A 19,200-nucleotide genomic window follows, 5' to 3' on the forward strand; every position below is an offset into this window, starting at 1 on the left:
ACTTACTATGAAAACACTATTACCAACTTCTACGGCGGGAAGCCTGCCAAAACCTTCTTGGCTGGCACAACCTGAAACACTTTGGTCACCTTGGAAACTACAAGGCGATGAACTGACGGATGGCAAACACGATGCTCTACGTCTGTCATTGCAAGAACAACGACATGCCGGTTTGGATATCGTCAGCGATGGTGAGCAAACACGTCAGCACTTTGTTACCACCTTCATTGAACATCTGAGCGGCGTGGATTTTGAAAACCGCCAAACGGTTAAGATCCGTGACAGATACGATGCAAGCGTGCCAACTGTTGTTGGCCCAGTCAGCCGCCAAAAACCTGTATTTGTCGAAGATGCGAAATTCTTACGCCAGCAAACAGATCAACCGATTAAATGGGCGCTACCTGGCCCAATGACTATGATTGACACGCTTTACGATGATCACTACAAAAGCCGCGAAAAGCTCGCATGGGAATTTGCCAAAATACTGAACCAAGAAGCCAAGGAGCTCGAAGCTGCTGGTGTGGATATTATCCAATTTGATGAGCCTGCCTTTAACGTCTTTTTCGATGATGTTAACGACTGGGGTATCGCATGCCTAGAAAGAGCCATCGAAAGTCTAAAGTGTGAGACAGCGGTCCATATCTGTTACGGCTACGGTATTAAGGCCAATACAGACTGGAAGAAAACGCTGGGCTCAGAGTGGAGACAATATGAAGAGGTCTTCCCTAAACTACAGCAATCCAACATCGACATTATCTCGCTGGAATGCCATAACTCTCGCGTACCAATTGAGCTACTGGAACTCATCCGAGGCAAAAAGGTCATGGTGGGCGCTATAGATGTTGCGACCAATGCTATCGAGACACCGGAAGAAGTCGCAGATACGTTACGAAAGGCGTTACAGTACGTCGATGCTGACAAACTTTACCCTTGCACCAACTGTGGTATGGCCCCTCTGCCACGTGATGTATCACGAGGTAAGCTCAATGCCCTAGCAGCTGGCGCAGAGATAATCCGGAAAGAACTCGCTGGTGCGAGCCAGTAGCGTTAAAGACTGTTCTCAAATCACAAAACAAGGTGGCAATTGATGCCACCTTGCGTCGTTACTAAGCCGCTATTTTAGAGTATCCCTTTCAATCCCAAGATCAATCACTGCCGACAATTCTGACAATACGTTCTTAAAGTTGCTTTTCCATTGGAATACAGTCCAAGCTAATACCTCTTGGAGAATGATAAGTTGAGAGACTATCTCCGACAAACCCATACGAGCGATAAAAAGGCGCGGCATTTAAAGTTGAATCCAACTTTAACGTTTGTAAACCATGTTGCTTAGCTAGCTCTTCCAGAAAAGCCAGCATTTGTTTCGCAGCCCCTCGCCCAAAGAAATCTGGTTCGACAAAAATAGCGTCAACCATACCTGTTTCGGTATTAAGTTTACCGCTTCCGATGACTTGACCATCTATTTCTGAAACATAAAAGGTACTGACAACATCTTGGGTAAATCCTTCGGATACCTCCCCTTGAGTCCATAGAGAGAGCTGCTCTTCAGAATAAGAGCCAGAACATTTTTCAACAATAGCTCGCTTACGGAGGCCAAAGATCACCTGTGTATCAGACTCAATCGCTTTTCTAATGGTTAACATCCACTTCTCCCTGCTGCCTTTCGTATAATGCTGAATAATCGGAACCACAATGGATTTTAAGCAGTTGTTTTTCCTGTTGATCAAACCGCTAAATTGCAAAGGCTACTTAAGGCGTTCTTGCCATTTACCATTGTTTTCATGCTTGCACTTTTCTTCAGTGTCAAAACGAACATGTCGTCGTATATCTTTGAGGTTGATATCGATTGATGCCAGCTTCTTCTTGATAAGAGAGCACATATCGTCAAGGTTGGCTTCCGCTAGGTTTGCATCAGTATCGTAAACACAAATCACCGACAGAGATTCGGGGAAAGCATCATAATTCACTAGGTGTGTTAACCACATGAATCCTTCGGATTCCTCTTGTGCCACATCACATGCCTCGGTTAGGACGATTCTGATAGCGTTATCTCGCTTCTTATCTGTCTTTCTCATTGTTACTTACCATAAAAATGCTTACCGATTTATTACGTCATGCTCAAAGCTGTTCCCATACCTAAACCGCAGCCTCAGAATGACATCAAAACAACCAACAACATGAGCTACTAATAAAGGCTTTGTTATGTAGCAATATTGTTCTTGGTATAGATATGGTCAGCATATAATCTGTCACCAATTTTATACGCATCTGGAACAATTTCTTTAAGCGAAAAGCCACTTCTCAAAAGCACTTTTTCAGAGCCTATATTCCCTTCAGTCACTATTGCGCTAAATGATTGAATACCTAACTCTTCAATAGCCCAGATTATTAACGCGTTTAGTGATTCAGTTCCAAACCCTAGGCCATGATATTGCGGCAAAAATAGGTACCCTACTTCGGCCACCCCACCGACTAAACGAAAGCCAGTGACTCCTACTTTTTCACCGGTCTCACGCAGGGTGATTGTTAAGCACAACCATTGCTCCGAATTCCTATTCCAGGCCGGTAGCCTAGACTCAAAACTTTGCTTTATGTCTTCAGGTGAAGGCTCATCAAAACATAAGTTTATTACTCTAGGATCCCGGTTCAGAGACTGAAATAACTCCCAGTCGGAATCCTTAATTTGAGCCATATCTAACCTATTAGTTTGTATTTTCATTGATCGTACCGCCCTTATTGCAATAATACTGCGCGAAGATGCCAGCAGTGTCTCCTCCAAACTTAACTTATTGGTTATAAAAGCGAAAGTAGGCTCAATATAAAAATGCTAAGTGGGATAATTCATCTTAGAAGCTCTGCTTTGCGTGTTACTTGCAGAAAGTCTCAATATACAGCGCTTCGACCTTGTCTCTCGCCCACTGAGTACGACGCAAAAACTTTAAAGACGATTTAATGGAAGGATTATTGTAGAAACAATTGATTTGGATTTCTGCATCTAACCCTTCCCATCCATAGTGTTCTTGTAAACGTACAAGGATTTTTTCAAGGGTCAAACCGTGCAAGGGGTTATTGGGTTGTTCTTGGCTCATTTGAGGAAATTCCTGACTGCAAATATCTAGAGCAGAGTTTACCAGATTAAGGCTTACTGTTTTTCAGTTTCCTCCAATATGAGCCTCTGCCAGCTGAAATTCACTCTAAATGCTTATTCGCTGCACAATGCGCGTTGAATTCTCTCTTTGTTCACCGAGATGTATTCGATGTCATTTAGGTATGCCTGAAGGTGGCCTTCCTCGATGTTTTTAGCAAAGGTTTCATTGTCATTTTCCGCCTCTTTAACCATATAAGAGACTAACTAGTGCTAAATTGCACAGGAATTCACTATCAACTAGAGTTCCATCACAATCGAAAATGACTAGCTTCATGACTCTCCTTATCACATAACGCCGCGTTAATGGGCAGACAACGCTACCACGAAACCTAACCATATCACCATAAACATAAAACCCGATGATGGAATCAAAGCTGCCAAGTATTGGTTGTCCAACTGAACACTTGGTTATGTGCGCACTAACGACATAGGCACAAAACGAACTCCATTAAACTCCGCTTCATCACCTGTTTTAAGAAAGCCATTGCCATGGTAAAAATCCACTGCGTTAACTGATGAACGCAAGCTTATTTCATTGGCATCGCTTGATGCCAACAAATGCTCAAGCAATTTACGGCCTAACCCCGTGCCTTGAGCCTGTTTTGACACAAAGAGATGGGTGAGATAGTTACCGTCACGTAATGCAGCAAAGCCTAGCAAATTGTCATTTGAGACCGCCTTAATCGCCAAAAAGTTTTTGCCGCTAAACACAGTGTGCAAATCTGGGGCAATTCGTTCATGAAACTGTTGCTTACCTTCCTCATTAAACAGAGGAAGAATATCTATAGCTGAAACTTCAGAGACAAGATTCAGCACAGCATCGATGTCATCCGTTGATACGTTTTGAATTATCATGTTACCTCCAAGCACCATAACGCCGCGTTAAGGGGGAGCAACGCAGCCCCAAAACTAAACCTTACCACCATAAACACAAAACCCAACGATGACACCAAAAATGCTGAGCGTTGCGAATCACTCTTAAATGCATTGTTAGGATATAACTAATCAAGCGTACCTAAACTATTTTTATGAACCATTTTCCAATCACTTTTTGGAGAAAATCCTTGCATATTTCTAATTTCATTCTTTGTGAATTTAATCAGCTCTTCTTCAGATAATTCTAAATTTACAGCAAACTTACAAGGTTGATTAACGTGCCATGGTGTATCTGTGAAAATTTCAAATCTGTTATTTTCAGGATCACGAAAGTATATGGACCAAGTAGTGCCGTGAGATACGGTTTGCACGCTGATTCCAGAAATTGAGCTTAATGATGAATTGAAAAGCTTCAACTCATCAATATCTTTCACTCTAAAAGAAATATGATCTATTGGGCTTTCAAGATTCCTGCGCGATTGCATTGGGCTTAAAACAATTTGATGGTGCTCTTCCAGGCTACGGCTTAAAAAAACCATACCATTTTGCCCTTTCCCTCTATCAGTGACAACAAAGCCTAATTTACTCGTATAAAAATTTTCCATCTTAGCTAAGTCTTGAACGTATAATTCAATATGACTCAACTGTATGTTTGGAAAAATAAATTCATCCTTAGTTTCCATTTTCATCCTTACCCTAACGCCGCGTTAATAGGCAGGCAACGCTGCCGCAAACATAAATCATTGTGACATAGCCACTAATACTAAACTGTGAGCAAAAACTGCCAAGCGCTGGCTGTCCAATTGAGCGCTTGATTATGTGCCTTTACGACTTCCCCAGATACGGCGCCAAGAAGCTATTCACCTGCTCACTACAGAGACCAACATCGACTTTTACACCCGCCTGTTCAAGAATAGCTATACCCTTACCACTATTACGTTTGTCTGGGTCGAGTATGGCGACTACAACATGTTTGATGCCTGATTTAACTAGAGTAGTGGCGCACGCGGGAGTACGGCCGACAAATGAACAGGGTTCTAGTGTCACATAGGCTACTACCCCTTCCATTGGACAATCGTAAGCATTGAGCGCTTGCACTTCGGCATGGTTTCCACCAATAGCTTGGGTATAGCCCTCAGATACCACCCTATCATCTTTAACAAGAACACACCCTACAGGAGGGTTGGGGATACAATTAGGCAAAGCACTTTCAGAGATTTCTAAAGCCCTTAACATACATTTTTTTGACATTATTTCGCATTCCTTGCTCTGTTACATAACGCCGTGTTAAAGGATGAACAACGCAGCCACCCAACCTAACACATTGTGCTATAAACACTTAAGTTGAAATAGAACCCAAAATGCCGAGCGTTGAAAATCACTCTTGAACAGCTTGTTATGATCTTATACACCTTTTAACCGCCCCCATAGTTTACCCCAGCGCTCTAACTTTTCACTCGGACTTAGTAATCGCGGCTGAATTTGAATTGGCTTACCTAGTTGATGGACATCTTGGAGTAAACTCGCATTAACAGCGCCTCGTCTATGACCATCTATATCACACCCGACCGCTAAGAAATCACCACAACAATCGCAATGGAAAAATGTTGCTAACTTATCTCCATTTTGAATACTCGAGGCTTCACCACCAATTAATTCAATTACCATCCCAGGTTCACTGAGAATTTTTGATGGGTTGCTTTGGCAATAACTACAATCACATATTCTTGGATTGAGCGCTTCCAATGGTTTGTGTACTTGTATTTCAACCTGCCACCGACTGCAGTGGCAAGAACCTTTGTATTTTATAACCATATAAACCTGCTCATCGCTAATTAAAAAAAAACAACGCCGCATTAAGGTATGAGCAACACTACCACGAAACCTAACCATACCACCTTAAATACAAAACCCAACGATAGAATAAAATGCCAAACGTTGGGAATTATTATTAAATACTTTGTTATAAGCGTATTTCCTTTTACCACGTTCTATCTAAATCTTGTGCGTATAAAGAAATAGCTCGCTGATACTCTTTAATTGCATCACTGTTCGTGGTTGATACTAAAAGTTCGAGTAATAATGATGTTGCTTCTTTATGACGTCCCAAGTTGTAGAGACACATGGCATAGAAAGGCTGAACTTCAATAGAACTAGGGTACTCTCTTAGAGTTTGCTCAAAGTAGCTTAACGCCTCCGAATACATGCCAAGGCTTCGATAGGTGCTCGCTAGCCCAAACAAAGCATCGAATCTTTCTGCTGACGATAATAGACCTAAAAGAGATGACCGGTAATGAGTAATTGCGCCTTGCTCATTACCTTCATTGTCGTATGACCAAGCAATTTGCAGGTGAGCCTTAGCAGAATAAGTTTCATCGTTTAGCAGCGTTTTTAACAATGCTCTCGATTCTTGATACTTATCCTCTTTTCGCAATTTAATTGCTTGTTCGATGATACTTTCCATAATTTTCCTCGAAGCTTATAACGCCCTGTTAAGGGGTGAGCAACGCAACACCAAAGCCGCCGCACACCACCTTAATTACTTAAAGCAACACATAGTGAAAATACCATACGTTGCGAATCCTTCTTAAACAGTTTGTTAGGCGCTTGGCTTACTGGCAAAGTTCGTCAATCATTTGCTCAAAGTTAGGGTACTTTGATTTGGCCACACTTATAATTTTAGACACTGAGCTTTCATTTGACGGGGCAACCTCCTGAGCAAAGTGCAAAAACTTACTATTTAGAGGGCGCTTCAAATCAGGATAAGCAACAGCCTCGTATGGACCAAGACCATGTGCAAACAACCAAACATAGTCTCCAAAATTTTGTGCAACCACCCCAACTTCACCTTCAGAGCCAAAGAAAACAATAGGTTGTTGCAAAAGATCTTCGACATTGGCGACCAGCCAAAAAGCAGCGTAACCGCCAGAACCATCTTGACCAAAAATTAAATATTCATGCCCATTGAGTGAAGAATTACCAGTCCATGCTTTAATCCATTCTGATGTTTCCTCTTGTGAATAGAAATCATCATATGGTTCAAAATCAATTCCCTCACCGTCCGCGTAGTCAATTTCTATTGAGTGCAGTTTTTTTAATTGATCTGGAAAAGTTCTATTCATCTTATCTCTCCATACTTTCCGGACAACGCCTAACGCCTCGTTAATGGGCAGACAACGCTACCACAAACTTAAACCATTGTGACATAAACACAAAAACTAAACTGTGAGCCAAAACTGCCAAGCGTTGGTTGTCCAATTAAACGCTTGGTTATGGAAACCTAAGACACCCAACACATTCACCACAAAGCATGGGCTCATTGTGACCACTAAACACAACAAACCAGTATGCAGCAACCCAATGAAGTCCAAAGAAGAAACCCAACAACAACGATACAGCCAACTAAAACAAAGAAGGGTCGCCTCACTAAAGCCTAGGTTCAGCTAATTGCCACAACACCAAACCCACTTGGGAGCCAGATGCAAACGGCAGATCAGCCTTAAACAAACACCCAAAGCGGCTTTTCACCAGAGATAAAAATTTTGAACCTAGTGGACATGTAAGAATGGCCATAAAACTCGCAACGAACGCTGAACCAACAAGCCAAATAAGAACTAAATCTTGCTGCACCATAACGCCAAATTAGGGTGTGAACAACGCCAACACCTTACTTAAGGCATTGTGCCATAAACACTAAACTGGCTTGAAGTAAAAGCGCCAAGCGTTGTGAATCACTCTTAAATTTATTGTTATATTTTAAGATCTCGATGCTATATCTATGAACAGTGCGACCAATAAGCCTAAAACGAACCCTAGAAAAGCAAGAATTGTCATTATTGTATCTGGTTCTGAATGAGCTCTGTCGATATCTGGGTGCTTTATGTAGATTCCCTTTATGGGAAAGCGCTTGTAGTACAATCGTGGATAAAAGCCATGCGTAGATTTGATTTGGCGGCTATAGCGTAGTTGAGCTAAAAAACTCAACTGTGCAGCTGAAAACATAGCGAAAGAAGTAATGTCACCACTGCTATAACCATAATTGAAATTGTAGACGCCTAAACTAAAGTAGAGAAATAATAGGCCTGCAACCACTTGAAGCGCTTTTTTATGATGATAAATTGGCTGCAAAACAATGAACATGATGACCCATGTACTTGTAGTATTAATGATAAAATACCAACTCATATAACTCCTAAATATAACGCCCTGTTAAGGTGTGAGCAACGCAATACCGATGCCGCCGCATACCACCTTAAACACAAAACACAACGCATAGCAAAAATGCCAAGCGTTGCGAATCACTCTTAAACAGATTGTTATGTAAATAAGTACCAGTGTGTGCACTTAACTATTCGTTATCTTCTGGACCTCCAACCCAGTCAGGGTGGTGACCGACAAAATCACCATTGGAGTCAAACAACTCTCCATACTTGTTAGGGACTAGCTCTTCTTCGTCGTCATCTTCGTCAGAAACCGACTCTTCCACTACCATCGTAATGTCAGTGTCTCCAATTGTTATTTCAATTGTGTCATTTTCCTCTGCGGACTCCGCTGCATCTAATGCTTCTCGCAGTTGACTAATTAGTTCATCTCTAGAAATTGTCATCTCTTTCCCCATTCACTTTAGCGCTCAGGTGAGCAAGCACTTTATTGTTTAAATTCAAGCTCATAGTCAAATCTACTACAAAAAACCAAGTCTGTGCTATCAAAGAAACAGACTAAATAAAAGAACTCAACAGTGTTCACAAATCAAGCCAGATAAACTAACCAAGTACTATTCTTTAAATCGAATAAAGCAACTCAGGAACTTTTGTCATGATTTACGACCAATTGGGCAAAAAATTGCGACAGAAATGGCAGGTTTCACCCGCTTTACATAACGCCTTGCTAACGGGCGATAACGCTATACCACCCAACTTAAAATTTTTGCCCTAAACACTGGAGTCAATTTGTATGAAAGTGGCCATGCGTTAGGAGTCCCTGTTAAGCAATTTGTTAGCTTTCTTTCTGTTTGAGGCAATTAAAAACAAACTTAGTACTACTAACCAATTGACGCAGCCTCCTCCACTATAGTTTTCGCTATAACTTACTTCTGCTACTTTCTCCTCTTTGATACGAACTTTGAATGAATCAAGTTCTAATTTGAGGTTGGTAATCATGTCAGTAACCGCTAAATCAAAACCTTCAGTAGAATTTTTGTAAAAGGTGTCGTCAATGCCAACGGCTGTTGATAGCGATTCAACGCTGCTTAAGCCTGGAGCTCTAAACAACAAATTACTACTAGCAATATCAAAGACAGCGGTATCTATGAAAGTCTGCGTTGAATTATCATTCCCTGGAATAAAGTACATCCCCGCGATAGTCCAATATAACAGAGCTGCATTGTTTTCACTGTTACGAGCCACTTGATCGTAAGATACTAGAGCCATAACCTGTACGTCATACAATCTAGAAAGTTGCTTGAGATTGTCAAATCCGCCGCCTTTCTTGAGATAACTATCTGAAATTATTTCTATTCTATTCACATACTTAAGTTCTGAAAATTCGGCTCTTACTTTGGATAGAAGTTCATGCTTACGCTTAGCGGAAAGATCTAGTTTGCTGTAGCCAGAGCTTGGTACAAACGCAATGCCGACATTAACAGGAAGCGTTAGATGCGGGGTAGAAGGCTGATGTTTTTGGTAATCCTCAGTATCTGGATATAAAAAATCAACCAAACTACTAGAAGCAGTCTCCTCTTGTTTATGCAAACCACTACATCCAGAAACAGCAAATAATGCGGCAAGTATGGTGAGAATTTTTTTCATATTACTTCCTTTTATGTAAAGACTCCTTGAGAGAGCTAACGCCCAATTAAGGGGTGAACAACGCCTCCACCCAAACCTAAAGCATTGTGCCATAGACACTAAATTTGAAGTAGAAGCAAAAGTGCCAAGCGTTGCGACTCCCTCTTAAATTGCTTGTTAGTACATGCGCTACTTCTATTTGTGCGGTCCAAGATATTGAAAGCTGACATGATATGAAAGGCTTTGAACACTGAAGTGAGACAGGCAGCTACAAAACTTAAAATCGATAGAGAGACGAAAGTTGGCTAGAAGAAAAACGTACTGAACTACCCTACATTCACTAGCTTCAAATTAGAAAAGGATTCTTTCCTCATTCTTCAACATCCACACCAAAAGTAATTAAGGCTCTCTCAAAAGCCACCACGAAAATGAAGAAGCGCCAAAGAAATAGGCTAAGAGTTAGAAGCCGTAGACGGTGAAACCAAAGCGAACACTCCGCATATAGTGCCACCGGAAAGAACGTGAAAGGTACTTACTGAAAGGTGTAAAGACGACCGCCAAAACAGATAAACACCAAAACTTATGACCTTTGATGTCAAACCCGTACTAACGCTTTGCTAAGGTGCGGATAACTGCCACAAAACCCAAGCAAAGCCACGTAAACACTAAACTCAACCGAACCAAAAATGCCAAAGGTTAGCTGTACTAATTCAGACCTGACCTGACAGTTACCCACTTTTTGATTCGGTGCCTGTCAGATTATATCTGGGCTAGATTCTTTTCTGCCCAGATTGATTTCCCATCCTCTAATGTTTCTATTGGCGTTCTGCCGCAGCACATTTTTCCTTGATGAGTACGATGATTGTTGTAGTAGTCCATCCATTCGTCCAGATCTTTCTGTAACTCTTCCATCGACCCATACAGTTTCTTTCTGAATGTTACTTGGTAGAACTCATTCAATATGGTCTTGTGGAAGCGCTCGCAGATGCCATTTATCTGTGGCGACATGGCTTTAGTTTTGGTGTGGTCGATATCATTGATGGCAAGGTAGAGTTGATAGTCGTGCTGTTCAACGCGACCACAGTATTCAGTGCCTCGGTCGGTTAAGATTCTGAGCATAGGTAGCGCGTGAGTCTCGAAGAACGGTAGGACTTTGTCATTGAGCATATCTGCTGCTGTGATTGGTGTTTTGGTTGTGTAGAGCTTAGCGAAAGCTACTTTGCTATAGGTATCAACGAACGTCTGCTGATAGATGCGTCCAACACCCTTAAGGTTGCCGACATAAAACGTGTCCTGAGAGCCTAGATAACCTGGATGTGCTGTTTCTATCTCACCACAAGCTTCATCATCGTGCTTCTTACGCTCAAGAGCAGCAACTTGTTCGTCCGTTAGAATGATACCGTTTTCAGCTACCTGTCTTTCTAAGGCGATAAGGCGCTTTTTGAAGTTTTCTAGGTCATGACGAAGCCAGATTGAACGCACGCCACTTGGCGAAATAAACACACCTAGCTTACGCAGCTCATTACTTGTTCGAACTTGTCCATGAGCAGGAAAATCAATGGCGTACTTGAGAACGGCTTGTTCTGTTTCGCCATCAACTCGGTTCTTCAAGTTTGGTGTTCTTCTGCTTTGATTAATCAGAGCATCAATGCCACCAGTTTCAACCAATTCTTGATAGCGATAGAACGTGTCTCGTGAGACACCCATAACCTTGCAGGCTCTAGATACATTGCTAAGCTCTTCTGCAAGATTGAGAAGACCAGCTTTGTGTTTGATGATTGGATTGCTAGTATGAAGCATGAGAGTTACCTCTTATTGTCTTTGATTACGGATTCAGCACCTTTAATCAAAGTGGGTAACTCTCTTCTTTTCAAATTGAAGTGTCAGATCTAGTCGGAACTAATACAGGTTAGCCGTCACTCTTAAGCAATTTGTTAGGTATACTGGCTCCAAGCATTGTTGCTGATTCATACTTTGAAAGAATCCGATTGAATGCTAACTCTTTGTTCATCATTACATCTACTGTCGTGGATTTTCGGCGCTCTCGAAAGCCCGCTAATTTAGCTTCTGTGTGCTTATCGATTGTAAGTTCGTAAGTTCTCTTATGAGGATTTGGGTCACCAACAATCCAGTATACTAATTCTAATATGTAACTCCCCTCAACGAAGCACAGCCTGTCTTCATTTAATGATGTCCAGTAGTATTGGATAGTTTTATGTACAGAACTCTTACCTAAAACAGGGATTGCGTGGGCAATCTCTTTGTTCTTCCATTGATTTTTACCTACATCCAGCTCAGAAAACGATTTTCCTTGGATAAAAAAACGTTTGTCTGGGTTTGCTATACTAAATACCTCGAGCGCAGTTTTATCCACAACACCTGCTCCAGATGAAGTATTAAAGAATGTCATTGGAAGATATAAACCCGTAGCGTATTTATCATCGTAATCCGCGTGATATATTTTGGTAAAAGGTCCAGCGACTACGTTAACTTGGTGCCTTTTCAAATGAGTAAAGTAAAACGTAAGTAATGAAACTATCAGACCCATCGAAGCCAATATCAAGCTTAAAACCGCAATATCCAAACTAATCTCCTATCTTATATACCTAACGCTGCATTAAGGTGTGAGCAACGCTACCACCAAACCTTAACCATACTACCGTAAACACAAAACCCGACCTTTACACCAAAAGTGCCAAGCGTTGGGAATCACTCTTAAATGCTTTGTTATACGGACATACTATTTATCTAGCATGCCTTCGAAAGTAACTTTTAGCGGTTTAAATAATGAATATATCCATAGACCAAATGCCATGTATATCCACATACTTAATGTAAACAAAACACTAAAAACTGGCCAAAAAATTATTACGGAAACTAGTCCCTTTATGCCTGACGTTTCTTCTCCGAAAACTGTAAGAGTACCTTCGCCAAACAAAGTTGCGAGCCCCATAAAAATGAACATAACTGCAAAACTACACGTCGTGCCAATAAGCAAAATTTTAAATAACGAACCTTTTGATATTTTTCTAGCTACTATTTCCACTGAATCACTCTCTTTAAATATAATAACCACGTTCGTATAACGCCGCGTTAATGGGCAGGCAACGCTACTACATACTTAACCCATTGTGACATAAACACTAATATCAAACTGTGAGCCAAAACTGCCAAGCGTTGACTGTCCAATTGAACGCTTGGTTATGGAAACCTAAGACAACCACCACACTCACCGCAAACGTAAACTCTGTAAGACCATGGAACACAACAAACCACTATGCAGCAACTCAATGGAGTCCAAAGAAGAAACCTAACAACAACGATGTGGCCAATTGATACAAAGAAGGACCGCCCCACTGGAGCCAAGATTCAGCTAATTGCCGCTGTGCCATGTAACTTGGGATAAAAACGCAAACGGCAGATTAGCCGTCATGAAAAACTCAAAGCGGCTCTTCACCAGAGATAAAGATTTTGAGCCTAATCGACACGTAAGAATGGCCATGAAGTTCACAGCGAACGCTGAACCAACAAACAAAATAAGAACTAAATCTTGCTGCACCATAACGCCGCGTTAATGGGCAAGCAACGCTACCACATCCTTAAGCCATTGTGGCATAAACACTAATGCCAAACTGTGAACCAAACCTGCCAGGCGTTGGTTGTCCAATTGAACGCTTGGTTATGTGTTTGAATTACCATTTATATGGCAACTAAATCAATACCACATTTTCAGGTAGTTAGTACGGTCGTTGGTCATTTCAATTTCACATTCAAGCCTAGCTTCATTCCGCTGCTTACCACCACTATTTAACACGTAAAACGCGTCGCAGTTTTTCTCTTTGAATTTTAGCCAGCTACGCTGGCTAATCGTTAAGCTTTGCTTTAAGTCACTAGCATCGACTAAAGCCCTTTTCGGCAGTTTGCCAACCTTTATCCGGTTCATGATGTCTTTATAAACGCGGTTCAATTCAGCGTCCGATGATTCAAATTCTTTTTCCAATTGGCATAGCGACTCTGGCAAGCTACAACTAGTACCAAATTCGTCAGCAAAAGATTGAACAGATATACAGGATAGGCACAAAACAAAAAGTCTAAACACCAATCTACTCCATCGTGATAAAAACACATAACGCCGCGTTAATGGGCAGGCAACGCTACCACATACTTAACCCATTGTGACATAAACACTAAAGTCGAAGTAGAAGCAAAAATGCCAAGCGTTGGGAATCCCTCTTAAATTGTTTGTTAGTTTACAGTTTTCCACATTGTTTTTGACTGCTCTTCAAAGCCCAGTTTGACGTAAAAGCTTTGCGCACGCTTATTGAAAGCCATTACCTCTAGTCTGACTTGTTCAGCACCTTGAGATTTTGCCCAGTCATTACACTGAGCCATGAGTTGAGTTCCTATACCGGAAACTCTAACACTTTCATCAACTACGATTGTACCGACACGACAGATAGGTGTTTTGACAAGAAATGGGATTGCTTCATTTTGAGTCACTGTGGCAGTCACAAAGCCAACAACATCACCAGAAATTTCCGCAACAAGAAAGAGTCTTGATTGATCATTTATGGCTTGAAGAAGGAACTCTTTTTCTTCAGATGATGGTTCAACAAATGCTTCTGGTGCATTTTCAAAGTGCATAATGCCAATCTGCTGATTTAGACGCAAGAGTGAGTCTAAATCTGACACTACAGCCGATCTGATTTTCATTTTCGTCCTCTGAATTTGATATGTAAATTAACACCTTAATGCTTTGTTAGTTGCACAATGCGCACTGAATTTTTTGTTTATTTTCAGTGATGTATTCTATGTCATTTAGATAGGCTTGAAGATGACCTTGCTCTATGTTTTCTGCAAAGGTTTCATTACCATTTTCAGCCTCACTGCGCATGAACAAAACTAAAGCCTGTAATCGCTCAATCATTGCGTCAGCTAGTTGATTTCTTTCGAACGTAGTTGCACCGTAACTATCACAGAACAACTTAGCTCTAGTTACCTGCTCAGAGATTGTGCCTAACTTATCATTGCTGTCAGTTTTGAAAGGCGACCAACAATAAACTGAATATGCTAAATCCCATATTCTTGGCGCAGGGTGCGCAGTATCAAAGTCAAATACACCTACAACTATGTTCTCGGATAGAGCAACATTATAAGGGGTAAAGTCACCATGACAGATAACTTCAAAAGGCTCTCTTGGCTCTAGCATCCACTTGTGCGCATTGACATCTACTTGTTCCAAAAGTGGCACAGTTGAGTCATGTATTTTACGCAATAGTTTACCTGCTGATGTGAGTGCCTCCACAGTCGCAATTGCACCGACTAGAGGGTAGTTATAAGTATTACCAACAACAAAACTTAGGACTTCCTGTTCTTGGTTAATACCAAGAAATCTTGGAGATTCAGCTACATTTTCTCGCTCGAGGTGTTTCAAAATAAGGTGAATTGTAGGACTCCACGGCTGAAGAGGGCGATAGACAACTTCACCATCTCGATATATTGCTGATTCTCTTCCACCTGATAATTCTTCCACGAAACCTCCTCGTGTAACTAACGCCGCGTTAATGGGCAACCAACGCTACCACAAACTTAAACCATTGAGCCATAAACACAAAAACTATACTGTGAGCCAAAACTGCCAAGCGTTGGTTGTCCGATTAAACGCTTGGTTATGGAAACCTAAGACAACCAACGTACTCACCGCAAAGCGTAAGCTCATTACGGCCACGAAACCCCATAAACCACTTGCAGCAACCACATGAAGCCCAAAGAAGAAACCTAACAGCAACGATACGGCCAATTGATACAAAGAAGGGCCGCCCCACTGGAGCCAAGATTCAGCTAATTGCCGCTATACCAATTTCACTTGGTAAATAGATGTAAACGGCAGATTAGCAGTCATGGAAAACTCAAAGCGGCTTTTCACCAGAGATAAAGATTTTTATCCTAATCGAAATGTAAGAATGGCCATTAAGCTCGCAGCAAACGCTGAACCAACAAGCCAAATAAGAACTCTATTTTGCTGCACCATAACGCCGCATTAAGGTGTGAGCGGCGCTTGGCTATACTTGAGCGAAGCGAAAACGCCAAGCGTTGCGAATCACTCTTAAATGCTTTGTTATGTATTTTTTTCGACTATTTCTACCGAACTAACCGTTTCAGAAGTTGAAAAGTTAGCGACAACAATGCCTGATACAATAGAGCAAACTAACGATAAAAGAGCAACCAAGTACCAACCCTTTCGTAACTCTTGTCTAGCATGAAAGTACTCAATACCTTTAGGTCCTAGATATAAAGCAGCATCACCACCATCAGAAGCAAAAAGTGTCACATCTTTATACTGTTGCATACCATCACCTTGTGAGTATGCCTGTAAAGTCTGTGCCAAAACATAACTGTTGACCTCTCCACTTTCCTTAAATTTCGGAATCGGACCAGTAAAGTTGATATATTTAGCTTCAATCAAAGCAGTTAGACCATAAAAATCGCGATGATCGTTGTGTTTTCTGTGAATGTATCGACTAATTTCCCTCATCCCAACTTCATCGTACTTATGAATCATGGAGAGCATTTCATGGTTTACTTTCTTCAAGTTTTACTCCAAATACATAACGCCGCGTTAATGGGCAGACAACGCTACCGCAAACCTAAGCCATTGTGGCATAAACACTAATACCAAACTGTGAGACAAAACTGCCAAGCGTTGACTGTCCAATTGAACGCTTGGTTATGTGGAGACTAGCCCCACTTTTGCAACGCACAATATAATGCCTTTAAAACTCGTTTACGATTGGATGCTTTGTTTAAGCCTTTTGGCAATTTACAATACCAAGGATGCCAATAGTGTTCAGATGGAGGGTGAGAGTCACGCGTTGAGGGGTGAACTTTCTGCACAAAATACGCTTTGCATTCAATAATCTGCTCAATACTGACAAATTGAAATGTAAAACCACATACGTTGACAAAGTACACCCATTGCTTCAAAAGGTTATCCCTACTTTTCTTTACAAGTACACCACCTTCATTATATGAGCTCATGAAATCAGAGTGCACTTTGGGGTCTGCTAACTCACGCCATATTTTACTCATATTTTCTCCACATAACGCCCTGCTAAGGGGTGAGCAACGCAATACTGAAGCCGCCGCAAACCACCTTAATCACTAAGTTCAACGCATAGTAAAAATGCCACGCGTTGCGAATCCCTCTTGAGCAGTTTGTTAGTCGCGAGGCACCGAGCGACAATTTTAAGCCAAACTAAACTTTGCGAACAATAAACTTTATGTGCTTTGATGCACTTAAGTCAGGCGTAGTCTCAAAGCGGCTATTCAATGAAACCACTTGGAACAGCCAACGCCGCAGAAAACAGACTGACAACACCAAAAAAGCGCTTTGGGAAAACCAATCTCACAGTGCGGACTTTCAACAAAGTCACTGAAACCACGTGGAACTTACCACACCAGAGAAAACGTCATTTCAGCGAGTAAATCGGCTTTTGTACCAACAAACTCACCGAGCGGAGTTGCAAGCAAAAATAGACTCTCGATTGCCCTGCACTGTCAGCACCAAAGAACAAAACAACCGCTAGGACATTTACAAAACTTTGGACTTGAAACAGTTGAAACTGAGCTTTGAGCATCGCCGACACACCTGCATATCAAACGATCATCAGCCAAATTTTAAGCTTAGAAAAGTGATTTTGACTGCTAGCTTTTTCTGGCGACTAACGCCGGGCATAAGGTGCGCCACGACTAACTCACCAAGCCCACTGAACTCCATACCAAAACCGCCGAGTGTAACGCGTCACCCTTGATGCCTTTGTTAGGTGCGTGTTACTCAAAGTGCTTTGTATACAACACCTGATTCCACGCATTTGTTAAAGCATTATCAATCGATACCGCCTTAGAAAATCCGGTAGGTTCACTAGCTACAACAAAAGCAATTGGCTCATTTTTATAACTCAAAGCCACTGCATTACCATCAGATGACCATTTAAAGGAAAAATCCGCTTCACTGGTACCTGTTATTACTGCTTTTTCAGAGGCCAACTTTGCAGGTAATAATGGTGGCTCTCCCTCAGAAGCATCCGCTTTCCAGTCAAAGTTAACCGGTGGTTTTACTCGCATATATGCGATCGCATCTTTTGATGGTGACTGCTCTCCTGGCTTTGTGAGGTAGAGAAATGCTACTTTGTCAGTTTCGTCTAATATCGCGAACCGATTAGAAGCAACACTGTGTGAATGTATAAAAATGCCTTCAGCCATACATGTTCCTGTAATTAAGACACCAATTACTAAGGTTATTATTCTTCTCATAAGCACCTAACGCCTTGCTAACGGGCGATAACGCTATACCACCCAACTTAAAATTTGTGCCCTAAACACGAAAGCCGATTTGTATGAAAGTGGCCAAGCGTTAGGAGTCCCTGTTAAGCGATTTGTTATGCAAATATCAACGAATGCGAACTTTACCAATAGCATTAACTCGGCTGTATCTGTATTTGGGGTAATAAACCCAGAATGTGTTGTCATTCTTTGAGTCTTCAGCTATCAACAGCTCGACCTCACCATTGTTAACAACGATCCGCACTTTATTTTTAGTTAGTGGTTTCGTCCTATATAATGTCACATACTTTTTATTTTTTATTGCATCCAAGAGCTTTGATTCATCAAAGTCTACATCCGATTCAATAACAAAACTGTAATCACTTATTTTTTCAGTGAGTACCGTTCTGATTTGTTGCCTCAGTAAAGTATCTGAGACTATGACTATTAATACCATCCCTACAAACACTGATATGCATTCTTTACCTTTACTCATGCATCCAAACCAAAAAAGTAATAACAAGCAAAGGATAAAAATTATTTGAGTAACAGAAAGCCAAATGTCTAAGTAATTATCCATACTCTCTCATTTGCATAACGCCGCATTAAGGGGGGGGAACAACGCCGCCACCTAACTTAAAGCATTGTGCCATAACCACTTACGTTGAAGTAGAACCAAAAGTACCGAGCGTTGAGAATCCCTCTTAAATGCTTTGTTATGTTTCTTTTTTGTCCGGAGTAAAGTGGAGGACAACGTTTAAAATAAGCAGCACAAGAGAACTTATCATTAGTACAATGTCAACTGCATAAATATCCAAGCACGCTAATGATACCCCACCTGATACAATTGTACTGAGTCCAAGACCATTGCTTCCTTTCCACACCTTATAAAAAGAGTAACAAGTCGTTAGGATCGCTATAGCAAACAACATATTGACACCTAATTAACACAGAGCCGAGATCACTATTTCGCTTAAAAGTGCAGTCTATATGATTGAAAGTAAAATAGACACATAACGCCCAATTAAGGGGTGAACAACGCCTTCGCCCAAACCTAAAGCATTGTGC

General features: G+C 41.3%; 25 protein-coding genes and 2 pseudogenes. 2 read left to right on the top strand and 25 right to left on the bottom strand.

Annotation, left to right across the window (positions count from 1 at the left end; all coding sequences use genetic code 11):
* Nucleotides 1-7 precede the first annotated feature (7 nt).
* Nucleotides 8-1,045: a methionine synthase gene (locus tag QMA41_RS03210; RefSeq protein WP_281628825.1), complete on the top strand. Its 1,038-nt coding sequence runs from the start codon at nucleotides 8-10 to the stop codon at nucleotides 1,043-1,045.
* Nucleotides 1,046-1,178: 133 nt separating this feature from the next.
* Here the strand turns inward: QMA41_RS03210 and QMA41_RS03215 are convergent, their stop codons facing one another.
* From QMA41_RS03215 to QMA41_RS03335, 23 genes and pseudogenes are all read right to left on the bottom strand, one after another.
* Nucleotides 1,179-1,643, bottom strand: coding sequence for a GNAT family N-acetyltransferase (locus QMA41_RS03215; protein WP_043007720.1), 465 nt, complete (start codon nucleotides 1,641-1,643; stop codon nucleotides 1,179-1,181).
* Nucleotides 1,644-1,745: 102 nt separating this feature from the next.
* Entirely contained in the window at nucleotides 1,746-2,075 is a 330-nt protein-coding gene (locus QMA41_RS03220) for a hypothetical protein (protein WP_281628826.1), read from the bottom strand.
* Nucleotides 2,076-2,200: 125 nt separating this feature from the next.
* A complete protein-coding gene (locus QMA41_RS03225) occupies nucleotides 2,201-2,719 on the bottom strand; it encodes a GNAT family N-acetyltransferase (RefSeq protein ID WP_045986665.1) in 519 nt (172 codons plus the stop codon).
* 148 nt (nucleotides 2,720-2,867) lie between these two features.
* A complete protein-coding gene (locus QMA41_RS03230) occupies nucleotides 2,868-3,089 on the bottom strand; it encodes a VF530 family protein (protein WP_004400149.1) in 222 nt (73 codons plus the stop codon).
* A 113-nt stretch (nucleotides 3,090-3,202) separates the two neighbouring features.
* On the bottom strand, nucleotides 3,203-3,340 hold the full coding sequence (locus QMA41_RS03235; protein ID WP_281628827.1) for a hypothetical protein: 138 nt from the start codon (nucleotides 3,338-3,340) through the stop codon (nucleotides 3,203-3,205).
* 4 nt (nucleotides 3,341-3,344) lie between these two features.
* Nucleotides 3,345-3,422: pseudogene (locus tag QMA41_RS03240) on the bottom strand (phosphatase); the annotation flags it as partial.
* A gap of 134 nt (nucleotides 3,423-3,556) precedes the next feature.
* Nucleotides 3,557-4,003, bottom strand: a complete 447-nt coding sequence (locus QMA41_RS03245; RefSeq protein ID WP_095663897.1) for a GNAT family N-acetyltransferase — start codon at nucleotides 4,001-4,003, stop codon at nucleotides 3,557-3,559.
* A 146-nt stretch (nucleotides 4,004-4,149) separates the two neighbouring features.
* Nucleotides 4,150-4,707 carry a VOC family protein gene (locus tag QMA41_RS03250; RefSeq protein ID WP_095663896.1) on the bottom strand — a complete coding sequence of 186 codons (558 nt, stop codon included), beginning with the start codon at nucleotides 4,705-4,707 and terminating at the stop codon, nucleotides 4,150-4,152.
* A gap of 142 nt (nucleotides 4,708-4,849) precedes the next feature.
* Nucleotides 4,850-5,275 (bottom strand): bifunctional diaminohydroxyphosphoribosylaminopyrimidine deaminase/5-amino-6-(5-phosphoribosylamino)uracil reductase RibD, encoded by a 426-nt coding sequence (locus QMA41_RS03255; RefSeq protein ID WP_095663895.1) that lies wholly within the window; start codon nucleotides 5,273-5,275, stop codon nucleotides 4,850-4,852.
* A 153-nt stretch (nucleotides 5,276-5,428) separates the two neighbouring features.
* Nucleotides 5,429-5,917: a hypothetical protein gene (locus QMA41_RS03260; RefSeq protein WP_281629174.1), complete on the bottom strand. Its 489-nt coding sequence runs from the start codon at nucleotides 5,915-5,917 to the stop codon at nucleotides 5,429-5,431.
* 88 nt (nucleotides 5,918-6,005) lie between these two features.
* A complete protein-coding gene (locus tag QMA41_RS03270) occupies nucleotides 6,006-6,488 on the bottom strand; it encodes a tetratricopeptide repeat protein (protein ID WP_095663893.1) in 483 nt (160 codons plus the stop codon).
* A 148-nt stretch (nucleotides 6,489-6,636) separates the two neighbouring features.
* Nucleotides 6,637-7,146, bottom strand: coding sequence for an SMI1/KNR4 family protein (locus QMA41_RS03275; RefSeq protein WP_047707023.1), 510 nt, complete (start codon nucleotides 7,144-7,146; stop codon nucleotides 6,637-6,639).
* Nucleotides 7,147-7,780: 634 nt separating this feature from the next.
* Complete coding sequence (locus QMA41_RS03280; RefSeq protein WP_281628828.1) at nucleotides 7,781-8,209, bottom strand: hypothetical protein; 429 nt, start codon at nucleotides 8,207-8,209, stop codon at nucleotides 7,781-7,783.
* A 163-nt stretch (nucleotides 8,210-8,372) separates the two neighbouring features.
* A complete protein-coding gene (locus QMA41_RS03290; protein WP_281628829.1) occupies nucleotides 8,373-8,630 on the bottom strand; it encodes a hypothetical protein in 258 nt (85 codons plus the stop codon).
* A 364-nt stretch (nucleotides 8,631-8,994) separates the two neighbouring features.
* Nucleotides 8,995-9,831, bottom strand: coding sequence for a rhombotarget lipoprotein (rhlP, locus tag QMA41_RS03295; RefSeq protein ID WP_281628830.1), 837 nt, complete (start codon nucleotides 9,829-9,831; stop codon nucleotides 8,995-8,997).
* 738 nt (nucleotides 9,832-10,569) lie between these two features.
* Entirely contained in the window at nucleotides 10,570-11,610 is a 1,041-nt protein-coding gene (locus QMA41_RS03300) for an IS481 family transposase (RefSeq protein ID WP_281628831.1), read from the bottom strand.
* Between the two features lie 109 nt (nucleotides 11,611-11,719).
* Nucleotides 11,720-12,394 carry a hypothetical protein gene (locus QMA41_RS03305; protein ID WP_281628832.1) on the bottom strand — a complete coding sequence of 225 codons (675 nt, stop codon included), beginning with the start codon at nucleotides 12,392-12,394 and terminating at the stop codon, nucleotides 11,720-11,722.
* Nucleotides 12,395-12,550: 156 nt separating this feature from the next.
* On the bottom strand, nucleotides 12,551-12,856 hold the full coding sequence (locus QMA41_RS03310) for a hypothetical protein (RefSeq protein WP_281628833.1): 306 nt from the start codon (nucleotides 12,854-12,856) through the stop codon (nucleotides 12,551-12,553).
* Between the two features lie 669 nt (nucleotides 12,857-13,525).
* Nucleotides 13,526-13,909, bottom strand: coding sequence for a lysozyme inhibitor LprI family protein (locus QMA41_RS03315; protein ID WP_281628834.1), 384 nt, complete (start codon nucleotides 13,907-13,909; stop codon nucleotides 13,526-13,528).
* Nucleotides 13,910-14,055: 146 nt separating this feature from the next.
* Entirely contained in the window at nucleotides 14,056-14,523 is a 468-nt protein-coding gene (locus tag QMA41_RS03320) for a GNAT family N-acetyltransferase (RefSeq protein WP_281628835.1), read from the bottom strand.
* 46 nt (nucleotides 14,524-14,569) lie between these two features.
* A complete protein-coding gene (locus tag QMA41_RS03325; protein ID WP_281628836.1) occupies nucleotides 14,570-15,343 on the bottom strand; it encodes an aminoglycoside phosphotransferase family protein in 774 nt (257 codons plus the stop codon).
* 585 nt (nucleotides 15,344-15,928) lie between these two features.
* Nucleotides 15,929-16,402, bottom strand: coding sequence for a hypothetical protein (locus QMA41_RS03330; RefSeq protein ID WP_281628837.1), 474 nt, complete (start codon nucleotides 16,400-16,402; stop codon nucleotides 15,929-15,931).
* Between the two features lie 146 nt (nucleotides 16,403-16,548).
* Nucleotides 16,549-16,899, bottom strand: a complete 351-nt coding sequence (locus QMA41_RS03335; protein ID WP_281628838.1) for a hypothetical protein — start codon at nucleotides 16,897-16,899, stop codon at nucleotides 16,549-16,551.
* A 240-nt stretch (nucleotides 16,900-17,139) separates the two neighbouring features.
* Here QMA41_RS03335 and QMA41_RS25660 point away from each other — a divergent pair.
* Nucleotides 17,140-17,443, top strand: a pseudogene (locus QMA41_RS25660) (hypothetical protein).
* 197 nt (nucleotides 17,444-17,640) lie between these two features.
* On the opposite strand, the gene QMA41_RS03345 reads toward QMA41_RS25660, so the two are convergent.
* On the bottom strand, nucleotides 17,641-18,072 hold the full coding sequence (locus QMA41_RS03345; RefSeq protein ID WP_281628839.1) for a hypothetical protein: 432 nt from the start codon (nucleotides 18,070-18,072) through the stop codon (nucleotides 17,641-17,643).
* Nucleotides 18,073-18,259: 187 nt separating this feature from the next.
* Nucleotides 18,260-18,712: a hypothetical protein gene (locus QMA41_RS03350; RefSeq protein ID WP_019275333.1), complete on the bottom strand. Its 453-nt coding sequence runs from the start codon at nucleotides 18,710-18,712 to the stop codon at nucleotides 18,260-18,262.
* Between the last annotated feature and the right edge of the window lie 488 nt (nucleotides 18,713-19,200).

It is taken from the genome of Vibrio sp. St2, from assembly GCF_947311885.1.
Lineage (GTDB): Bacteria > Pseudomonadota > Gammaproteobacteria > Enterobacterales > Vibrionaceae > Vibrio > Vibrio coralliilyticus.

Bases quoted from the DNA above. Each gene is read 5' to 3' on its own strand.
- QMA41_RS03335 (WP_281628838.1), bottom strand. From the start codon at position 16,899: ATGAGTAAAATATGGCGTGAGTTAGCAGACCCCAAAGTGCACTCTGAT.
- QMA41_RS03290 (WP_281628829.1), bottom strand. From the start codon at position 8,630: ATGACAATTTCTAGAGATGAACTAATTAGTCAACTGCGAGAAGCATTA.
- QMA41_RS03260 (WP_281629174.1), bottom strand. From the start codon at position 5,917: ATGGTTAGGTTTCGTGGTAGTGTTGCTCATACCTTAATGCGGCGTTGT.
- QMA41_RS03280 (WP_281628828.1), bottom strand. From the start codon at position 8,209: ATGAGTTGGTATTTTATCATTAATACTACAAGTACATGGGTCATCATG.
- QMA41_RS03210 (WP_281628825.1), top strand. From the start codon at position 8: ATGAAAACACTATTACCAACTTCTACGGCGGGAAGCCTGCCAAAACCT.
- QMA41_RS03250 (WP_095663896.1), bottom strand. From the start codon at position 4,707: ATGGAAACTAAGGATGAATTTATTTTTCCAAACATACAGTTGAGTCAT.
- QMA41_RS03350 (WP_019275333.1), bottom strand. From the start codon at position 18,712: ATGGATAATTACTTAGACATTTGGCTTTCTGTTACTCAAATAATTTTT.
- QMA41_RS03245 (WP_095663897.1), bottom strand. From the start codon at position 4,003: ATGATAATTCAAAACGTATCAACGGATGACATCGATGCTGTGCTGAAT.
- QMA41_RS03220 (WP_281628826.1), bottom strand. From the start codon at position 2,075: ATGAGAAAGACAGATAAGAAGCGAGATAACGCTATCAGAATCGTCCTA.
- QMA41_RS03300 (WP_281628831.1), bottom strand. From the start codon at position 11,610: ATGCTTCATACTAGCAATCCAATCATCAAACACAAAGCTGGTCTTCTC.
- QMA41_RS03255 (WP_095663895.1), bottom strand. From the start codon at position 5,275: ATGTCAAAAAAATGTATGTTAAGGGCTTTAGAAATCTCTGAAAGTGCT.
- QMA41_RS03230 (WP_004400149.1), bottom strand. From the start codon at position 3,089: ATGAGCCAAGAACAACCCAATAACCCCTTGCACGGTTTGACCCTTGAA.
- QMA41_RS03225 (WP_045986665.1), bottom strand. From the start codon at position 2,719: ATGAAAATACAAACTAATAGGTTAGATATGGCTCAAATTAAGGATTCC.
- QMA41_RS03270 (WP_095663893.1), bottom strand. From the start codon at position 6,488: ATGGAAAGTATCATCGAACAAGCAATTAAATTGCGAAAAGAGGATAAG.
- QMA41_RS03345 (WP_281628839.1), bottom strand. From the start codon at position 18,072: ATGGCTGAAGGCATTTTTATACATTCACACAGTGTTGCTTCTAATCGG.
- rhlP (WP_281628830.1), bottom strand. From the start codon at position 9,831: ATGAAAAAAATTCTCACCATACTTGCCGCATTATTTGCTGTTTCTGGA.
- QMA41_RS03215 (WP_043007720.1), bottom strand. From the start codon at position 1,643: ATGTTAACCATTAGAAAAGCGATTGAGTCTGATACACAGGTGATCTTT.
- QMA41_RS03235 (WP_281628827.1), bottom strand. From the start codon at position 3,340: ATGGTTAAAGAGGCGGAAAATGACAATGAAACCTTTGCTAAAAACATC.
- QMA41_RS03320 (WP_281628835.1), bottom strand. From the start codon at position 14,523: ATGAAAATCAGATCGGCTGTAGTGTCAGATTTAGACTCACTCTTGCGT.
- QMA41_RS03275 (WP_047707023.1), bottom strand. From the start codon at position 7,146: ATGAATAGAACTTTTCCAGATCAATTAAAAAAACTGCACTCAATAGAA.